General features: G+C 66.1%; 16 protein-coding genes and 2 pseudogenes. 9 read left to right on the top strand and 9 right to left on the bottom strand.

Features of this window, described 5'->3' with window-relative positions:
- Window positions 1-1,101 (bottom strand): cbb3-type cytochrome c oxidase subunit I (locus AC5L35_RS36220; protein ID WP_495064317.1); only part of this gene is annotated, 1,101 nt, incomplete at its 3' end.
- Between the two features lie 575 nt (window positions 1,102-1,676).
- Between AC5L35_RS36220 and AC5L35_RS36225 the strand changes: the two genes are divergently transcribed.
- From AC5L35_RS36225 to AC5L35_RS36235, 3 genes are all read left to right on the top strand, one after another.
- On the top strand, window positions 1,677-2,285 hold the full coding sequence (locus AC5L35_RS36225; protein ID WP_495064280.1) for a sulfite oxidase-like oxidoreductase: 609 nt from the start codon (window positions 1,677-1,679) through the stop codon (window positions 2,283-2,285).
- Between the two features lies 1 nt (window position 2,286).
- Entirely contained in the window at window positions 2,287-2,742 is a 456-nt protein-coding gene (locus tag AC5L35_RS36230) for a DUF5709 domain-containing protein (RefSeq protein ID WP_495064281.1), read from the top strand.
- A 209-nt stretch (window positions 2,743-2,951) separates the two neighbouring features.
- A complete protein-coding gene (locus tag AC5L35_RS36235; protein ID WP_495064282.1) occupies window positions 2,952-3,278 on the top strand; it encodes a hypothetical protein in 327 nt (108 codons plus the stop codon).
- 343 nt (window positions 3,279-3,621) lie between these two features.
- Here AC5L35_RS36235 and AC5L35_RS36240 read toward each other — a convergent pair.
- From AC5L35_RS36240 to AC5L35_RS36250, 3 genes and pseudogenes are all read right to left on the bottom strand, one after another.
- Window positions 3,622-3,987, bottom strand: a pseudogene (locus AC5L35_RS36240) (helix-turn-helix domain-containing protein); the annotation flags it as partial.
- 263 nt (window positions 3,988-4,250) lie between these two features.
- Complete coding sequence (locus AC5L35_RS36245) at window positions 4,251-4,964, bottom strand: flavodoxin family protein (RefSeq protein ID WP_495064318.1); 714 nt, start codon at window positions 4,962-4,964, stop codon at window positions 4,251-4,253.
- 68 nt (window positions 4,965-5,032) lie between these two features.
- The gene (locus AC5L35_RS36250) at window positions 5,033-5,698 is read right to left on the bottom strand and encodes an RraA family protein (RefSeq protein ID WP_495064283.1); all 666 of its coding nucleotides are present in this window, start codon (window positions 5,696-5,698) and stop codon (window positions 5,033-5,035) included.
- Between the two features lie 1,251 nt (window positions 5,699-6,949).
- Here AC5L35_RS36250 and AC5L35_RS36255 point away from each other — a divergent pair.
- Together AC5L35_RS36255 and AC5L35_RS36260 are read left to right on the top strand one after the other, a co-directional pair.
- On the top strand, window positions 6,950-7,354 hold the full coding sequence (locus AC5L35_RS36255; protein WP_495064284.1) for a YybH family protein: 405 nt from the start codon (window positions 6,950-6,952) through the stop codon (window positions 7,352-7,354).
- A gap of 471 nt (window positions 7,355-7,825) precedes the next feature.
- Window positions 7,826-9,397, top strand: coding sequence for a GMC family oxidoreductase (locus tag AC5L35_RS36260; RefSeq protein ID WP_495064285.1), 1,572 nt, complete (start codon window positions 7,826-7,828; stop codon window positions 9,395-9,397).
- A gap of 10 nt (window positions 9,398-9,407) precedes the next feature.
- Here the strand turns inward: AC5L35_RS36260 and AC5L35_RS36265 are convergent, their stop codons facing one another.
- The 4 genes from AC5L35_RS36265 to AC5L35_RS36280 form a co-directional block, all read right to left on the bottom strand.
- A complete protein-coding gene (locus AC5L35_RS36265) occupies window positions 9,408-9,530 on the bottom strand; it encodes a hypothetical protein (protein ID WP_495064286.1) in 123 nt (40 codons plus the stop codon).
- 1,121 nt (window positions 9,531-10,651) lie between these two features.
- Window positions 10,652-11,053: an FAD-dependent oxidoreductase gene (locus AC5L35_RS36270; protein ID WP_495064287.1), complete on the bottom strand. Its 402-nt coding sequence runs from the start codon at window positions 11,051-11,053 to the stop codon at window positions 10,652-10,654.
- 616 nt (window positions 11,054-11,669) lie between these two features.
- A complete protein-coding gene (locus AC5L35_RS36275; RefSeq protein WP_495064288.1) occupies window positions 11,670-12,023 on the bottom strand; it encodes an LmrA/YxaF family transcription factor in 354 nt (117 codons plus the stop codon).
- The gene (locus AC5L35_RS36280; protein ID WP_495064289.1) at window positions 12,020-12,265 is read right to left on the bottom strand and encodes a TetR/AcrR family transcriptional regulator; all 246 of its coding nucleotides are present in this window, start codon (window positions 12,263-12,265) and stop codon (window positions 12,020-12,022) included. The genes AC5L35_RS36275 and AC5L35_RS36280 overlap by 4 nt, the downstream gene beginning before the upstream one ends.
- A 634-nt stretch (window positions 12,266-12,899) precedes the next feature.
- Between AC5L35_RS36280 and AC5L35_RS36285 the strand changes: the two are divergent.
- The 4 genes and pseudogenes from AC5L35_RS36285 to AC5L35_RS36300 form a co-directional block, all read left to right on the top strand.
- Window positions 12,900-13,184 (top strand): annotated as a pseudogene (locus AC5L35_RS36285) (YybH family protein); the annotation flags it as partial.
- 323 nt (window positions 13,185-13,507) lie between these two features.
- Window positions 13,508-13,939 (top strand): cupin domain-containing protein, encoded by a 432-nt coding sequence (locus AC5L35_RS36290; RefSeq protein WP_495064290.1) that lies wholly within the window; start codon window positions 13,508-13,510, stop codon window positions 13,937-13,939.
- A 520-nt stretch (window positions 13,940-14,459) separates the two neighbouring features.
- Window positions 14,460-14,627: an SDR family oxidoreductase gene (locus tag AC5L35_RS36295; protein ID WP_495064319.1), complete on the top strand. Its 168-nt coding sequence runs from the start codon at window positions 14,460-14,462 to the stop codon at window positions 14,625-14,627.
- Window positions 14,628-14,982: 355 nt separating this feature from the next.
- A complete protein-coding gene (locus AC5L35_RS36300; RefSeq protein WP_495064291.1) occupies window positions 14,983-16,665 on the top strand; it encodes an AMP-binding protein in 1,683 nt (560 codons plus the stop codon).
- A 21-nt stretch (window positions 16,666-16,686) separates the two neighbouring features.
- Here AC5L35_RS36300 and AC5L35_RS36305 read toward each other — a convergent pair whose 3' ends face one another.
- Window positions 16,687-16,908, bottom strand: a complete 222-nt coding sequence (locus tag AC5L35_RS36305; RefSeq protein ID WP_495064292.1) for a hypothetical protein — start codon at window positions 16,906-16,908, stop codon at window positions 16,687-16,689.
- Window positions 16,909-17,089 lie beyond the last annotated feature (181 nt).

Genomic DNA, 17,089 nt, shown 5'->3' on the forward strand with positions numbered 1-17,089 from the left:
CAGGAACGTGACCAGGAAGCCCAGCGCGAACAGCATCGGGGCCTCGAAGGTCATGTGCCCCTTCCACAGCGTCCCGACCCAGTTCACGAACTTGACGCCCGTGGGCACCGCGATCAGGAACGTGGTGAAGGAGAAGAAGGCCAGCAGCACAGCTCCGGTGGCGTACAGATGGTGGGCCCATACCGCCACCGACAGCGCGGCGATGGCGATCGTGGCGTAGACCAGGCCCTTGTAGCCGAAGATCGGTTTGCGGGCGAACACCGGGAAAACCTCGGACACGATGCCGAAGAACGGCAACGCGATGATGTAGACCTCGGGATGGCCGAAGAACCAGAACATGTGCTGCCACAGGATCGCCCCGCCGTTGGCGGGGTCGAACACGTGGGCGCCGAGGTGGCGGTCGGCGAGCAGACCGAGCAGCGCCGCTGTGAGCTCCGGGAACGCGACGAGTATCAGGATCGCGGTGATGAGGATGTTCCACGTGAAGATCGGCATCCGGAACATCGTCATGCCCGGGGCGCGCATGCAGACGATGGTGGTGATGAAGTTGACGGCCCCGAGGATCGTGCCCAGTCCTCCGACGACCAAACCGATAATCCACAGGTCTGATCCGCTACCGGGTGAGTGGACCACGCCGGACAGAGGCGCGTAGGCGGTCCAACCGAAGTCGGCGGCCCCACCCGGCGTCAAGAAGCCGGAGAGCACGATCAACCCACCGAACAGGAACAGCCAGTACGAGAAGGCGTTGAGCCGCGGGAACGCCACGTCCGGGGCGCCGATCTGCAGCGGCACAATGTAGTTGGCGAAACCGAACACGATCGGCGTCGCATACAGCAGCAACATGACCGTGCCGTGCATGGTGAACAGCTGGTTGTACTGCTCGTTCGACAGGAATTGCAGACCGGGGCGAGCGAGCTCGGCGCGTATCAGCAGCGCCATCGCTCCGCCGGCCAGGAAGAACACGAACGACGTCACCAGGTACAGGACCGCGATGTCCTTGTGGTCCGTCGTCCGCAACATCCTGACGAGTGCCGACCCCACGGCAGCACGGCGCACCGGTGCTACACGAGCACGGACCGGTGCCGGAACAAGTTGCGTCATAATCGCCTCCCGGACTAACCAGCCCGCCAGATTCACATCGTCTTCGCCCACCGCTCGGCGAGCGCCTGCGCGGACACGTAGACCTCTCCGCGCTGCAAGGCCAGTAGCTACTACGGGTCATCATGGATCGTGAGGAGCACTCGAACGACGGAGAGTGAGGCTCGATGTCCTCCGATGGCCACACGTCGAAGACTCTCTGGACTATCTAGTCCGACTATCAGGCCTTGTCGGCGAACTGTCAAGTCCACTGAGACCCGACTCCACCCGTCTTCGGACGGAACCGGTGACCGGGCGCCAGCGGTGCGACTTGCACTTTATGTCCTATTAGCAGAGTTGCGCGGTCGCGAGCGCCCGCACCGAAGGGGATCTTACCCCCGTGCGCACTGGACTTGACAGTACTAGACTTGACGGGTAGCTAGATGTCGCACGGTCTGGCGGGCACCGCGCCAAGTCGCCCTGCGGTCGCTCGTGCTGGTCGGATGACCGGCTGATTCGAACACCGACAGTGACGTCGTGTCGATCCTGAGACCGGCCAGCCCACATCGCACGGCCAAACGCAGAGGAGAGGAAGCATCATGTCCGTCACCAGAGGCTTCGCGGGGCCTGGCCGCCCGGCGCGTGATCCGCGCCTGCCACCGGGTCAGTACGACGCCGGCGACGGGTGGCCCGTCCTGCACGCGGAAGCCACTCCGTCCATCCGCACCGACGGCTGGACCTTCACAGTCGACGGCCTCGTTCAGTCGCCTACCACGTGGAGCTGGGACGAGATCCAAGCTTTGCCGGGATCTCGTTACGAGGGCGCCATCCACTGCGTCACCACATGGTCAAAGTTCGGCATGACATTCGACGGGGTCTCGGTCGACACCCTGCTGAAGGCAGCGGGTCCGCTCGACGACGCGGCGTTCGTGCTCGCCCGTTCGCACACCGGCTACACCACCAACCTGCCGATCGAGGATGTGACGGACGGCAAGGCGTGGGTGGTCTGGAACGTGAACGGCACGCCGCTGGAAGCGATCCACGGAGGACCGGCCCGGCTGCTCGTGCCCCACCTGTACTTCTGGAAAAGCGCGAAATGGGTGTCCGGGCTGAAGCTACTGCCCCAGGACCAGCCCGGTTTCTGGGAGCGCAACGGATACCACGACCGGGGAGACCCCTGGCTCGAGCAGCGCTACCAGGGAGATTGACATGTCCACAGACGACAGCGACTCGACCGACGGCGTCGACATCGACTCCGGGCTCCTTCAGCCTGAGGACAGCCTTGACGACCGCGGAGTCCTAGACGTACTGGACGAGGGCTACTCCCCTCCAGACCGTGCCTGGGAACTGAACGACTACGGCCTCACCGCGAGGGAAGCGGCCGAACACGAAAGCCTCAACGGCCGCTTGGCACGCGAGCTGCCCGACATCATGATCCCCGACGGGGACGGGCTGGGAGACGCCTCGGACACCGACGGCGAGTTGTACGACAACGAAGCCGGCACGGCGCGTTCAGGGAGGTTGATCGACGTCGAAGCCACGGGCGAGATCGACGACTTCGCTTACCTCTACGCGGTGGACATCGGTCGCGATGGTGGAGCGGCCTCCGCCGAAGAGGCTGCGGTACACATCGTCAGGGATGAAGACGAACAAGAATTAGCCTGAGGCCGCCAACGCGCCGGAAACGACGGTGTTGGCACCCGATCAATCAGTGTGTGAGACCCGTGGACCAATTCACACCCCCATCTGGACTCTGAGAGACACGGTTAGTCCTATCGAACGAGTTCTCGCCGACTAGCACGGCGCTCGCGCCGCCTCGGCTTCGACGGTGCATCCCGTCCCACCACGCTGAATACCTTCCGAAGGAGGAACTGATGGTCGACACGCTCAAGAATATCCATGCCGTGGATGGTGACCCTGTCATCGAGGGACACATCCCCACCGCGGTCACGGCGGAGGCCTTCGTCTACAACGACGGCTCCACCCAGGTCTTCGAATCCAGCGGCGCTACCACCTACGTCGAGCAGGGCCAGCCGACACAGGGCAAGTGGTACATCGATGACGGTCGCTTCTGCTCCTTCTGGCCTCCCAGCTATCGTGCCTGCTACGACTTGCATTGGATCGTGGAGGAAGGCCGGATCGTGGGCGTGCGGTTCACCGAGCGCAACCGGGGATCAAGCTTCGACGGCCGTTATCGGTGAGCTTGGCGCCCCCGGCTGCAAGGGAGGCGGCCGATCAGGGCCCTGCATCCTCCGCCGACCGATCCGCTCCCTCCGCCGACCGAGCCGAATCCGTTGGCGGCGACAAGTCCGACCGCCCTGGTCGACCAACCAATGGAAAGCAATCGGCACCTACTCAGCACGGACGTGGTAGACGGCGGGCCTTGGTAAAGATCGGCCCAGACGGAAGCGGCACGGAGGTGTATCGGTTGGGTAGCTCCGGTAGTGGATGTACACATGCATTATGGTCAGCGCGTAGCGGCTACGGCGTGGTGGGCGGGATGGCAGCAAGGCTTGGACCGCTGACCTCCCGTACGCCGTCGACCTAGTGGCTTGTCACGCAGCTTTGACCGGGGCTTTCCACGCGGTCGTGGTCGGCCATGACACGCCGCCGGCGTGCAGGATGCGGCGCAGCGTCTCGCGGCTGAGTTCGGCGACGATGCCCTCGTTCAGCAGGGTGGTCGCGCAGCTTGGCCGGCGACCAGGTGGAGAACGCGGTGATGCCCCGGTCGGCGGGTGACGTCCGAGCGATCGTGCAGATCCAGGTGCGGACCTGTTCACCGATCTTCTTCGGGCGTCCCCCGCTCGGTTTTGGGTCCAGCGCGTCGAACCCCCGTTCGTTGAACACGTGGATCACGTCACGCACGTAGTCGTCGCTGACCAGCAGTAACGATGTGATGTCTGGGACGGTCTGGCCCTGGGCGAACGTTCAGCACCACGATCGCGCAGCGCATCCGGACCGGGTTTTGGCGGTCCGGGTGATGCGCTGCAGCTTGCGCCCCTCGTCCATCGACAACGGCCGCACGAACACGCTCGGTCTGCGAGCCACAACCACCTCCCGCACTCGACGTGCGGGCAGCCTCCCGGGCTCGACCAGTAAGATCAATTACCTGGTCGACACTGCGTGTCGAGCCACTAGTTCGGCGGACAGCAGCAGGCGCTGGCGGCGGCTTGTCATCGGTACTCGGGGTTGGGATTGCCGAAGTCGAATCGGCGACCTCGGTCCCACTCCGACCGCCGGTTGCCATATGCAGGGATGCCCTCAGCGCTCTTGATCATCTGCGCCAGGTGCATGAGGTTCCACGTCATGAACGCGGTGTTGCGATTGGTGAAGTCGTTTTGTGGCCCACCCGACCCCGGATCAAGATAAGACGGGCCAGGGCCGATGGCCCCGATCCAGCCCGCATCGGCCTGCGGTGGGATTGTGTACCCTATGTGCTGTAGGCTGTAAAGCACGTTCATCGCACAGTGCTTGACGCCGTCCTCGTTGCCCGTAATGAGACAGCCGCCTACTCGACCGTAGTAGGCGTACTGTCCCGCGTCGTTCAGCAGGTGTGAGCACGCATAGAGCCGCTCGATGATCTTCTTCATTTCGGAAGAGTTGTCGCCAAGCCAGATCGGACCACACAAGACAAGAATGTCGGCAGCAAGGACCTTGCCGTAGAGGGCAGGCCACTCGTCGGTCGTCCAACCGTGTTCAGTCATGTCGGGATAAACCCCGACGGCGATGTCGTGGTCGATGGTCCGTATGACTTCCACCTCCACGCCCTCCCGCTTCATCAGGTCGGCGCTGAGCCGGATCACGCCCTCTGTATTGCTCGATTGTGGAGACCGCTTGAGGGTTCCGTTGAAGAACAAGGCCCGGAGGCCGTCGAAACGAAGATCCACCTGAATTCCTTCGAAGCGAGAGGCCGTTCCTTCGACCTCGCTGGACAGGTCCTTGATACGCAACGATCTCACCGCTCCGAGGCACTCCCGCCCCTCCCCCGGTCGCCTTCGAGCAATGCTTTGAGTGTCGCAGCGTCGTCGGAGACCACGCTGACGGCTCCATGAAGCACTGTCCTCGCTTGGGCACGCGGGATGACCGCCGCGCCTGACGCGTCCGCGAACACGTAGTCGCCAGGCCGAACGGCAACACCGTTCACCACTACGGGCCGATTCGCCTCGAACGGAGTGACGACGTCACCACCCCAGCGGACCGCCTCACCTCGGCAGTACGCAGCAAAACCGTACGTCGAGAGTTCCGCGAAGTCGCGTAGCCGCGCGTCGGTCAGCACGCCGGCCAAGTTGTGGCGGGCCAGCCGGCTCAGCTTGGTACCCCCTGCCATTGAGACATCGGGATGACCGTTGCTCGCCAACACCAGCACGCTGCCCATGCCACCATCGGACACCGCTTCGTCGAACAGGTTGCCGAAGTTGTAGCGATCAGATGGCAGCGCTACTTCGCAGGACGGAAAGTACGAGATCGTGACCGCCGGGCCGAAGAGCAATCTACCCGGCGTCGGGCTCACCAGGTCAAGAAGGTGGCATCGGTGCCGGTGCAGCCGTCCCATGGCGTCCACGATGTCAGCGGTACTGACTTGTTGGGCCAAGACGCCCAACTCCGGATCTTCGATCGTCATCGGACCTCCCGGCGCGCGAGAGCCCCACCTCGTCGCACGACCTGGGGAGCGGCCCGGGCTCAGGTGGTGCGCGGTCCGTTGCTCATATCGTCGACCTGAATCCCATCGGGATCGGCGGGCTGGAGTCGCGTCGTCATGCTCTAGGTGTGGGTTCGCCATCGTGGCGAACGATCGACACTTCTCATTGGTGGCCGACGGTGTTGCTGGTCGGCATATCCCGATTGTAGATGGATCCCCGGCCTGATCGCATCCGTACTCACCCTAGCCCCGGCGGTACCAAGCTCGCCAGGGAAGGACGTGTCGCCCGAAGGCGGCTTGCGACACCATGGCGCTGGCGAGGCACCAGGCGAGCAGACCGCTGGTGATCAGTTGGCAGGCGCCGATGACCAGGACAGTGGCGTGGGCGCCGAGCCCCGATGGCCAGGAGTGTGCAGCCGGCCGCGAGCATTGTGAGCACGCTGGCGAGAGCAACGTTCTCGGTGGTCGCGACGGGGCCGGTGTTGTCACGTTCCCCGTGCGGCCGCGGATCTCATGCATGCCGCAGGCGTTGCCGGCACCCACTATGGGCCAGGTGGTCGACGCTTCGGGCATGGAATGCGCCCAGCCCCACCCAGGTCGTGTGCGCAACGGTGGGCTGACCGGTCGAAGGTGACGTGCGCCCGGCTCCCGTCCATCTGCGACCTCTTCGATCGCCGCCAGCGGCGGGCTGTAGCAGGCGGATGGGTGTCTGGGCAGGCAGCGAGGCGGAGTGACGCGCTGCAGCGCCCTCCCAGCGGCTCCGATGGCGGGGCGGCTACCTACGCGCACTCCGGCGAACCCAGGCGCCAACCGCCCTCCGGCCGCTTCATTGGTACTAGATGGTCCATCGTCGTATCGCTCTCCGGCGTCGAGGGGAGAGCGCGGACAGCGCGGCGGACACTCGGAGCGGAGCATCGCCGGTCCCATGGGTGCATGCGCGGTCATCGCTGCTACCGGGAGGCCGGGCGCTGGGTCCCCTGGTTATGCGGGTGAGCGAGTTGGGCGCGCGGCCACGGGGACGTCTCAGGCGCCGGCTGGAGGACGCCTGGGCGATGTGGTGCGCGCCACTTATTACCCTCCTGCGGGCCGCCCGCCTGATGCCATAGTCTGGAACAAGCAGTCTAGTTTCGGTGCTGACTGCTCTACGAGGGCCTCATCCCGCCCTGGGTCGATCGACGGAGCGTTGAGTCGAAATCGCCGCATCACAGGTCAACCAATGAACAGGAGACCGCTATGTCCGAGTCCTATTCACTCCCCACTGAACCCGAAGGCATGGCCGCGTCGCTGGTTGAGCGGTTCAACTCCGGCAAGGTCAGCGCAATGATGATCCACTACGAGCCGGGGGCCGTGTTCGTCGCGAGAGACGGGCGAACCGTCACTGATCCCACCGAGATCGCTGCCGAACTCGAGCGCGATCTCAGTCTCGGCCTGCCGCTGCAGGCCAAGGCGCGCCATGTGTCCATTGCCGGCGACATCGCCCAGATCGTGCTGGACTGGTCAATTGACGGCACAGGTCCCGACGGCGAGCACGTGCACCTCGAAGGCTCGGCAAGCGATGTCGTGCGCCGCGGCGCGGATGGACGGTGGCGGTACCTGATCGACAATGCTCTTGGGACGACAGTGGGACAGCCCGCCTGAGACGTATGCGCCACGCCAACTCTCGGCGATGGGTCCACTCTTCAGCGTGCCGTCGACGATCACCGCCACGTGGTGAAACTCCCCGTATGACGAAGATTAGCTTTGCACGCTCAACCCTCGCGTGAACGGCCTCGGTTGGGTAATGCCACTGCACTTCACGTGGTCGGGATTTTGACCTGTGCGCCCGAACTCTCCGGGAGGCGACGGAAGCCATGAGGTGCTGTCGGCCCCGGCGGTTCGCGCACGACGGCGGTACCGACATGGTGGCGTGAAGGGCGCCCATTCCTCGCCGATCCGAGGCAACGCCGGTGACGTTCAGCCGGCGATGGGCGGGCACTTCAAGACCGCCGAGCTGCCCCTTCTGCGCGATGTCGGCCGGAAAAGTGAACCGGACTTCGTCCATCCGTTGCTGTGCGCATTCGCCACACATGTAGCGAAACCGACATTCGCTCACCATTGTGGTGCTGGACGATGAACGGCGCACCCATCGCGCTTCGATCTTGCGAGGATGAGGTTGTGAGAACAGCAAAAACGGGTTCCGGATATGATTTCATTGTCGTGGGCGGCGGGAGCGCCGGTTGCGTGATCGGTTCTCGATTATCGGAGAACGACGACGTCCGCGTGCTTCTTGTCGAAGCCGGAGGACGTGATCAGCTGTCGGCCATGGCGAGCCCGGCTGGTTGGCTCGCCCTGCTTGGCAGCTCCGCCGACTGGTGCACCCCGTCCACCGAGCAGGCCTTCCTGGGCTCATCGATCGTTCTGCCGCGCGGACGCGCCCTGGGGGGCTCATCGGCCATCAACGGGCTGAACTTCCTGCGCGGGCATCGCTCGAGCTACGACCGGTGGGCGGCGATGGGGGCAAAGGGGTGGGAGTTCGACGACCTCCTGCCCTACTTCCGGCGCAGCGAACGCGCGGCGGGGCGGGATCCGGCCGTCCGCGGCACGGACGGACCGATGGTCGTATCACCACCGCCCGAGCCGCATCCGCTGATCAGCGCGTGCCTCGACGCGGCCGCCGAAGCGGGGTGTCCAGCGGCGACGGACGTGAGCAGCGGCCTGGAGGAAGGTGTCGGGCGCTGCGACAACACGATCGTCGACGGGGTGCGGCAGAGCGTGGCCGATGCCTACCTGCGCCCCGTGCTGGACCGGCCGAACCTGGACGTGGTCACCGGCGCTGTGGTGCACCGGCTGCGGTTCGACGGTCGTCGTTGTACCGGGGTGGAGTACTCGCTGGACGGCACGGTGATCCTCGCGGAGTGCTCGCGGGAGGTGGTGCTCACCGCGGGGACGATCGGGTCGGCGCAGTTGTTGCTGCTCTCCGGTGTCGGGCCGGCGGATCACCTGCACGACGTCGACGTAGAGGTCCTGCACGACCTTCCCGGGGTCGGGGCCAACTTCCACGACCATCCGGCGGCGATGGTGAGCTACAGCGCCTCCCGCCCGGTGCCGCTGATGCCGGGCAACCCCCCGGGCGAGGCCATGGGACTGGTCCGCAGCGACCCCGCTCTGGGCGACGCGGACCTGCAGATGCTCTTCCTCAGCCGGCCCTTCCATCCGGCCGTCCGCACCGACATGGCTCACGGGTACTCAATCATGTTCAGTGCGATGACTCCGCGCAGCCGAGGGTCGGTGCGGCTCGCAAGCGCCGATCCCGAGGCCGTCCCGCTCGTGGACCCGAACTATCTCGGTGACGACCGCGACGTCGAGACGATGACGGCGGGCCTGCGCCTCGCCAGGCAGATCGGGTGTGCCGAGGCGCTCGCCCCCTGGCGGGGCGAGGAGGCACCCGCGGTGTCGGACCCCGACGACCCGGCCGCCGTCCGGGCGTACCTACGAGGAAGCCTGATGCCCTACTTCCACTACGCGGGTACCTGTCGGATCGGGATCGACGACATGGCCGTGGTCGACTCGGAGCTGCGAGTGCGCGGGCTCGACGGGCTCCGGGTCGCCGACGCGTCCGTGATGCCGTCGGTCGTCTCCGCGAACACCAACGCGACGGTCTGCGCAATCGCGGAACGGGCGGCGGCTCTCATCGCCGAGTGACGCTGCAGGCTCAGGTGAACGCCGCGACGAGCGCGCGGAGACAGGCCTCCCCCGGGGTGACGAGCAGCTGACTGGGCACCTCCACGGGTGAGTCGAGCGGCCGGATCACCACACCGGCCGGGCTCCATCGCACCCAGCCCACGGTCGTGGTGCGCTGCCCCGGCTGATCTCCACCAGGGCGTCCTCGACGGACCACCGGCCGTCCGAGGCACGGGGCGAAGCGGCGTCTCGGCATGCGGTGTGCACGGCATCGTGCAGGCGGGCTCTGCGGAGCGCACGGGAAGCCGTAGCACTCGTACCGTGCTCGTCGTGGCCTTGTCGAGATCGTCCCAGGCGCGCCAGCGCGGCTGTATCGACCGGCTTCCGAGCGGGTCGGCTCGGGTGAGGGTGTACGCCAGCGTCGACCAGCTCACCGGAAGATGTGGCTACGCAAGACCGTCCCTGCGCGGGCGACCCAGAGGGAAACCGAACGTGAAGCGGACAAAGTCCTGACCCGGTTGCTCAATCACGTCGACGAGCGGCGCCATCCTCGTACGGAGGATGCGGTCAACGGGTTGCTCGACCGGTGGCTCGATGTGCTGGACGTTGAACGCCAGACTCGCGCTGGCTACCTCTCGCAGATCGACAAGCATGTCCGGCCGACAAGATGCTCTGCCGCACGTCATGTAGCCCTGAACAACGGTCGATCACGGTTTCTGGGGATCCGTGCCGTTGATGGGACGGAGATCCGGACCTGACGCAGTGGCGTGGGCTTTCCTGTCGGAGTCGACTTCTCTGGCGGCGGCGAGCTTGCAGGGCGCGGCGGGGCTTGCGCTCTTCGAGCTCCTCGGCGGTCACCGGGATCAGCATCGGCTGGCCGGCGACGCCGAACATGGTGACCACGAACCTGGTCTCGGCGTCAGCGAGGTTGTTGCCGTCCTGGTAGTGGATCACGTCGCCGCCCGGCTCCCAGAACGTCTCGCCGGCATGCACCACACGCTGGGATCGCCCTCCAGCTCGGAGATCATCTCGCGCCCTGGACCTCGCCGAAGGCGGGTCCGGTGTGCCGGTGAGGCGGAGAACCGGCACTCCCCGGAGGCAGGGTGACGAGGAGCGTCATCGCTTCGGGGGTCGGGAACCGGCAGGGTCGGCACCGAACCGACAACCTCGATCTGCGGCGGCGGTGTCGCCGCGTTCGGGTCCTCGATGTGGTGAGCGTGGACGACGGACATGGATACTCCCAGCTTCTTCAGCGATTACCTGGAATCACCGACATCAGCAAGGACACATAGCCGTCGGCGTACAACCGCCGATGACCACGAGAGCATGCCCGCGGAACAGCTCCGCACCGATCTCCTTGACCCAGTGCGCCCAGCAGTCGCCGTCCCAGTTGGCCACGTAGCGGTCGCGACGCCCGAACACGCGGGCTGCGTTGAGCGGATCGGAGACCGCATCCCGCACGCCGTCGACACGGCAGGTATCCGCGAGGGCGATGACCGGCCGCAGCATCGCCTTGCTGGGGATACAACCCCAGTACGCGCAGTCACCGCCCACCAATTCCTGCTCTACCACCGCAACCTTGAGCTCCGCAGCTCGGACCCGGCCGGCGACGGTCTGCCCCACCGGGCCGGCACCCATGATGACGACGTCGAAGACGTTGTCCGTTGTCCCATTCATTCCCCGTCCTTCCCGCAACGATCGACGTGCTGGTTCTCGCTCGTACTGGTGGTGGCCACGGCAGCCGTGCCGGACGCGTTCCGCAGCGAGAAAACCGCTCTCCGACCGGGCTGAGGCGCGCGTCGAGCGCGCTGCTCCTGGTACGACGACGCCCTCCTTTCCGGCTGGTCATCAGCGCGGCGAAATCGCCACACCCGGCATTCGTCCGGCCCCCGTCCGCGGAAGCGGAGGACAACTAGAGAGACGACCAGCAGCAGCGAGGGCGCCGTGCACCTCGGCCATGAACGGGCCGGGCCGCAGCCGTAGGCCGCTGCATCGGCCGACACTCCCAGCCTGTCGGGCGCCGGCGCAGTGAGCCGCCCCGCGGTCGCGCCCGTCGCGGCCTGGTCGTCCGCGGTGGCCTTGCTGTAAAGATGCGCACGCCGACCGCGGGCAGGGCGTCCGGGGGTCGGCGGCCTCGCGCGCGAATAGGTGCTCCGCTGGGCCGCGACCAGCGTGTACCCAGACCTCCCGCGCACGGTCGTGCGCGGCCAGGTGTGGAGCCCGCCGTCCTCGACGCCGACCCGTCACCGTACGGCTCGTTCGCCCTCGTGGTTGCCCGGAGCAGGAGTCCTGATCATGAACCTTTTCCCGACTTCAGCTCGACATGGCCTGCAGGCGCCGCGGCGAGCGCCACCCGGTCGAGGGCCAGACCCAAGGCCGTCCGCACCGGCTGCTCGCTACGCCCGGTGTGGGCCAGCACCAGCCCGCCCTGCAGTGCCGCCATGACGCCGGTGCCAAGTTCGGCGAGGTCGGCCGCGGCGTCGAGTTCGCCGCGCTCTTGCATTCGGCGAAGTGCGGCGGCGAGGTAGGACTCCCACGTCCGGAATGCGTCCTCGAGCTTGGCCCTTGCAGCGCTGGACTGCTCGGCCGGCTGGCCGACCAGTGCACCGATCGGGCAAAGGCCGACTCCATCCTGCGTTCGGTTCATAGCCACGAAGACATCGGCCCACTCGCGCAACCACTGACGGAGTCCACCCGGGCGAGCAGCGACCGCTGGCGGGCGAGCACGGGGTTCACCTGGAAGTCGACCACTGCCTCGATCACGAAGTAGCGGTGGACCTGCGAGCGACTGGCGTTCGACGCGGTCAGGACCTGCTCGAGGCTCGTTCCCGCAACACCACGGCTGCAGACGATGCGGGCGGCAGCACGCACGATCAGCTCGCGCGTCACCGTGCCCCGGTGAGTCCGCAGCGGAGCCTCCTCCGCGGCATCATCTCTCGGCATCGATCGAATGCGAACCAGCACACAGACTATCCGGTCCACTTTCAGGCCGTAATCCGTGGCACTAGTCCAGCAGAGCGGCACCGCTTTTCGGGCAAACCTGAGATCCGACTGGGGCGGATGATCGAATCGGAGCATCGCCGATCCCTAGGGGTGCATGCGCGGGGCCTCGCCGTTGCTGGCAGGCGGACGCTGGATCCCATGGTGAGGCGGGTGATCGGGGTGGGTGCGCGGCCACCGGGGATGCCTCGCACCCTGACTCGAGGACGACTGGGGCGATGTGGTGTGCGCCACTTGTCACCCTCCTGTGAGCCGCCTGTTCGATGCCATAGTCTGGAACAGTCAGTCTAGTTATCGTGGTCGTGACCGTTCGACGAGGTCCGCATCCCGCCCTGGGTAGACCGATTGTGCGCTGAGTCGTAATCGCCGCATCGCAGTTCAACCAACATGAACAGGAGACCGGAATGTCCGAGTCTTATTCACTCCCCATCGAACCCGAAGGCATGACCGCGTCGCTGGTTGAACGGTTCAACTCCGGCAAGGTCAGCGCAATGATGATCCACTACGAGCCGGGGCCGCGTTCGTCGCGAGAGACGGGCGAACCGTCACCGAACCCGGCGAGATCGCTGCCGAACTCGAGCACGACCTCAGTCTGGGCCTGCCGCTGGAGGCCAAGACGCGCCACGTGTTCGTTGCCGGCGATATCGCCCAAATCGTGCTGGACTGGTCAATCGATGGCACAGGCCCCGACGGCAAGCACGTGCACCTCGAAGGCTCGGCAAGCGACATCGTGCGCCGCGGTGCGGATGGACGCTGGCGCTACGTGATCGACAATGCCCTTGGGACGGCGGTACGACAGCCCGCCTGACACGTATCCGCCACGGCAGCTCTCCGCGATGGACCCCCTCTTCAGCACGGCGTCGACGATCACCGCCACGTGGTAAAACCGCCCATATCACGGAAGATCGGGTTTCCACGCTCAAGCCTCACATGAACAGGCCGTCGGTTGGGAAATACCACCGCATTTCATGTAATCGAGATTTCGGACCGGCGCACCCCTCCACGAGAGGCAGCACCGCATCGAGCGCCTTTGGGCCGTCAGAGAATCCTGTCACGGACGAGGCATGTCGTCCCGTCTCAAGGACGTGCCGACGATGCCAGGACATCACACGAACGAGTTGGGAGCAACTCATGACCATGAAGCACTCGCATTACATCGAAGTCGTGAATTCGTCGACTCCCCCACCGGAGTTCGAGGTCGTCAGCTCGGTTCCGACCCCGCCGCTGCCCGATTCTTCCGAAGTGATGACCCTCCTCGTCAAACTGCCTCCGGGAAGCGCCGGCAACCCGCCCCATCGGCACACCGGCCCCGCCTTCGGTTACGTGGTCCAGGGTGAGATGGTCTTCGAGCTCGAGGGCGAGCCCGAGCGCGTTGTGCACACCGGCGAGACGTTCTGGGAGCCGGGCGGCGACGTGATCCACTACCAGGACGGCAACAATCTCACCGATGTCGAGACCCGATTCGTCGTCACCATGTTCTGCGTTCCCGGCCAGCCGATGCTGATCCCGGTGAGCCCCGACGAGCTTGAGCAACGCCGGTCGCGCCGCGCGCCTCGACCGTGATCCGCCCGCACCCGCTCGAGAGAACCGAGGTGGCGTCCACAACCGGCAGTTCGTGAGCCAGCGTGCTCGACGTCCGTTGTCGGAGGCACCTGCACGAGTCGCTACGAACCAGAACCGGCGCCTCGACAAGCGCGGCGATCATGTCAGGAGGGACAGGCCGATGCCGATCCACTCGCGAGAATTCCGGCGATGTCTGGGGCACTTCACGACGAGGGTCACGGTGAACGCATTCACCGCGGTGTCCTCGACCCGCCACTGATTCTGGTGTCGCTGGACCGGCGGTCGAAGGTCTGCCCGCCTGTCGAGTCGCGACCGTTCACGGTCAACGTGCTCGAAGCAGCACAGAAGAACCTCGCCCTGCGCGGCCCGACAGCGCCGGGCGCGACATGGCCCGGCCGGTGTTGGTGTCGACGGCCAGTGCCTGATAGCGACAGGGGCTAGCTGGGACGGCCTAGGGCACATGCGCTAGCTGTCGGTCTATGCGTCAGCGGGAGGTGTCCGATAGGCGTGAGTTCATCGGCTGTGTTGCTCGGGGCCGTCGCGTTGCGCTGAACCTCATCCACTTGGCCGGATCGGCACCCCGGAAGACATCGCGAACATGGTGTCGTTTCTGCTCTCGGAAAAGGCAAGCTGGATGACCGGCGCCACCGTCGACGTTGACGACGGCGTCATGGCCGGACGTAACTAACTTGGCCAGCTGATCGGTTCGTGGAGGTACACGCCGGCGCGACCTCGCCGGCCGCCGGGCTGCGATGGGATCGCTGTTCGGCTCGCCGAGATGCGCGCTGGTTCTACAAGCATGCGAACGATGCTTCCCTACGCCAGAGTTGGTATGCGTTTGGATGAGGAGGCCGACCTTGGGAAGTCCGGACGCCGAACGGAGATGGCGACGGATCGCGGGACGCGGCCATCCCTCGTCACACCGAGCTCGGCAGGTGTAGGTGTAATTGACCCGTATCCACAGGACCACGGCGAGAGGCTCGTGCAGGTGTTTCCTCACGTCCGTCGACCATATTTCAGTGTCGGATACGGTCCCATTAAGGATGTCGGAGGCTTTGATGATGTCGATTTTCGCGATTCGACCGTCTTGTGCAACCGCGGAGAAGTATCGCGCAGCGGGCGTGTGGCGCGACTCCGGGCCCATCGGAGATCTGCGGCGGTGGCGTGAGCACAGCCCTGATGCCACCGCGATCAGGGCCTATCGGGCCGGCGCCGTGGGGGCTGCGCTGTGTTCGGTGGAGCTCAGCTACGCCGACTACGCCCACTACGTCGAGCGGTTCGCCGGAGCGCTGTACGAACTGGGCGTGCGGCCGGGTCAGGTGGTGGCGTTCCAGTTACCGAACTGGTGGCAATCCGGCGCACTCTTGCTGGCAGCGATGCGGCTGCAGGCGGTGCTGGCACCGATCATGACCACGATACGGCCTCGCGAGCTGGAACCAATGCTGGCCCGAGTGGGCGCGAACGTCTGCGTCACGGTGGACGAGTGGGACGGGTTCGACCACGCCGCGGCACTGCGCGAGATGGCGCCGCGGCTGCCCGAGCTGCGCCACCGGGTGGTGATCGGCACGGCGAAGGACGGTGAGACCGAGTTCGGCTCGTTCTTCGAGGACACGCCGTGGGAGCAGCGCCACCCGGTCGCGCTGGATGATGCATCCGAAGACCCGGACCGGGTGGCCATACTTTTCTTCACCTCGGGCACGTCGGGCGAGCCGAAAGGCGCGCTCCACAGCCACAACACGGTGCACGCCGGTATGGCTGGTCTGGGGGAGCCGGGAGTCGGGCAGTCGGACGTGATTTTCACGCCTCATGCGCTGATGCACACGCTTGCGTATCGCAGCACGCTGCTTTCCCTGTGGAGCGGGGCGTGCAGGGTGCTGCTCGACTCCTGGTCCGGCGAGCGAGGTGCAGCGATACTCGCCGAGACCGGCACCACGATCATGCTTGCCGCGCCGACGTTCATCCAGGACGTGATCGCGGCCCGGGACGGCGAGCCGCAGCGCGTGCCCGCGCTTCACGCGCTCGTCTGCTCCGGCACCACCATTCCGCGGCCGCTGGTCTCGCAGGCCCGGCGGGTGTTCGGGGTGCCGTTGCAGGCCGGGTGGGGAATGACCGAGACCGGGCTGATCACGCGGACCCGCGAGGAGGACCCGCCGGAGTGGGCCACGCACAGCGACGGACGCCCGTGCAAGGGCGTGGAGATCGACCTGCGGTCCGACACCGACATCACCCGCGACCAACCCGGCCGTGGCTTCGTCCGCGGCGGGGGCGTATGCCTGGCGACCGTGGGCCGTGACACCGGCAAGGTCGTGGTCATCGCCGAGCAGGGTGACGGCTGGTACGACACCGGAGACCTCGCCGCGCCTGACGGATGCGGCGGAGTCAAGCTGATGGGCCGCGCCGCCGACCGGATCGGCGGGGTGTTCATGATCCCGGTCAACGACGTCGAGTCCGTGCTGCTGGGCCATCCCGGCGTCGCGGACGTCGCCCTGGTCGGCTACCCGACCGACGACGGCGGCGAACTGGCGTGTGCGGTGATCGTCTCAGCGACCTCGCCCCCGGTCACCCTGGATGAGCTGTGTGAGTACCTCGGCGACCAGGGCATGACGCAGTGGTACCTGCCCTCCCGCCTGGAGAGTGTCGAAACACTGCCACGCAACGCCAACGGCAAGGTGCGCAAGGAGCTGCTCCGACGCTGGCTGCGTGGCGAAGCCGCGCTCACGGAATGACCGACGGTGGGCCACGACACGTCACCGGCGCGCCATCGTTGTGACCAGGGTGATCCGGCCCAGCTCGTCGAGCGTGAAGACCTCGGGGCCGGCGACGTTGCGGGTGCCCCGCAGCGGGGCTCTCACGCAGACCTCGGCCGCGGCCTGGGCGACGTCGGCCGAGGCCATGGGCTGGATCCGCGTAGCAGGCAGGCGGACGGTCTTGTCGTCAAAGGTCCATGACAGCACCGCGTCCATGGACATTGCGTGCCTCAATAGCCACATACTCGGCCAGCGTGCCATCACGGGTCCAGTCGACCGGCCCGAACACCCGAGCGCTGTCACCACGCCTGATTGGTCACCACGATTGCCTTCATTCACACCTCCATGTCTTGAGCCGCCCGGAGGTTCTGGGCCGCCTACGGTGTGAGCCCAACCCAGTGGC

The organism is Pseudonocardia sp. OZ21, from assembly GCF_059359135.1.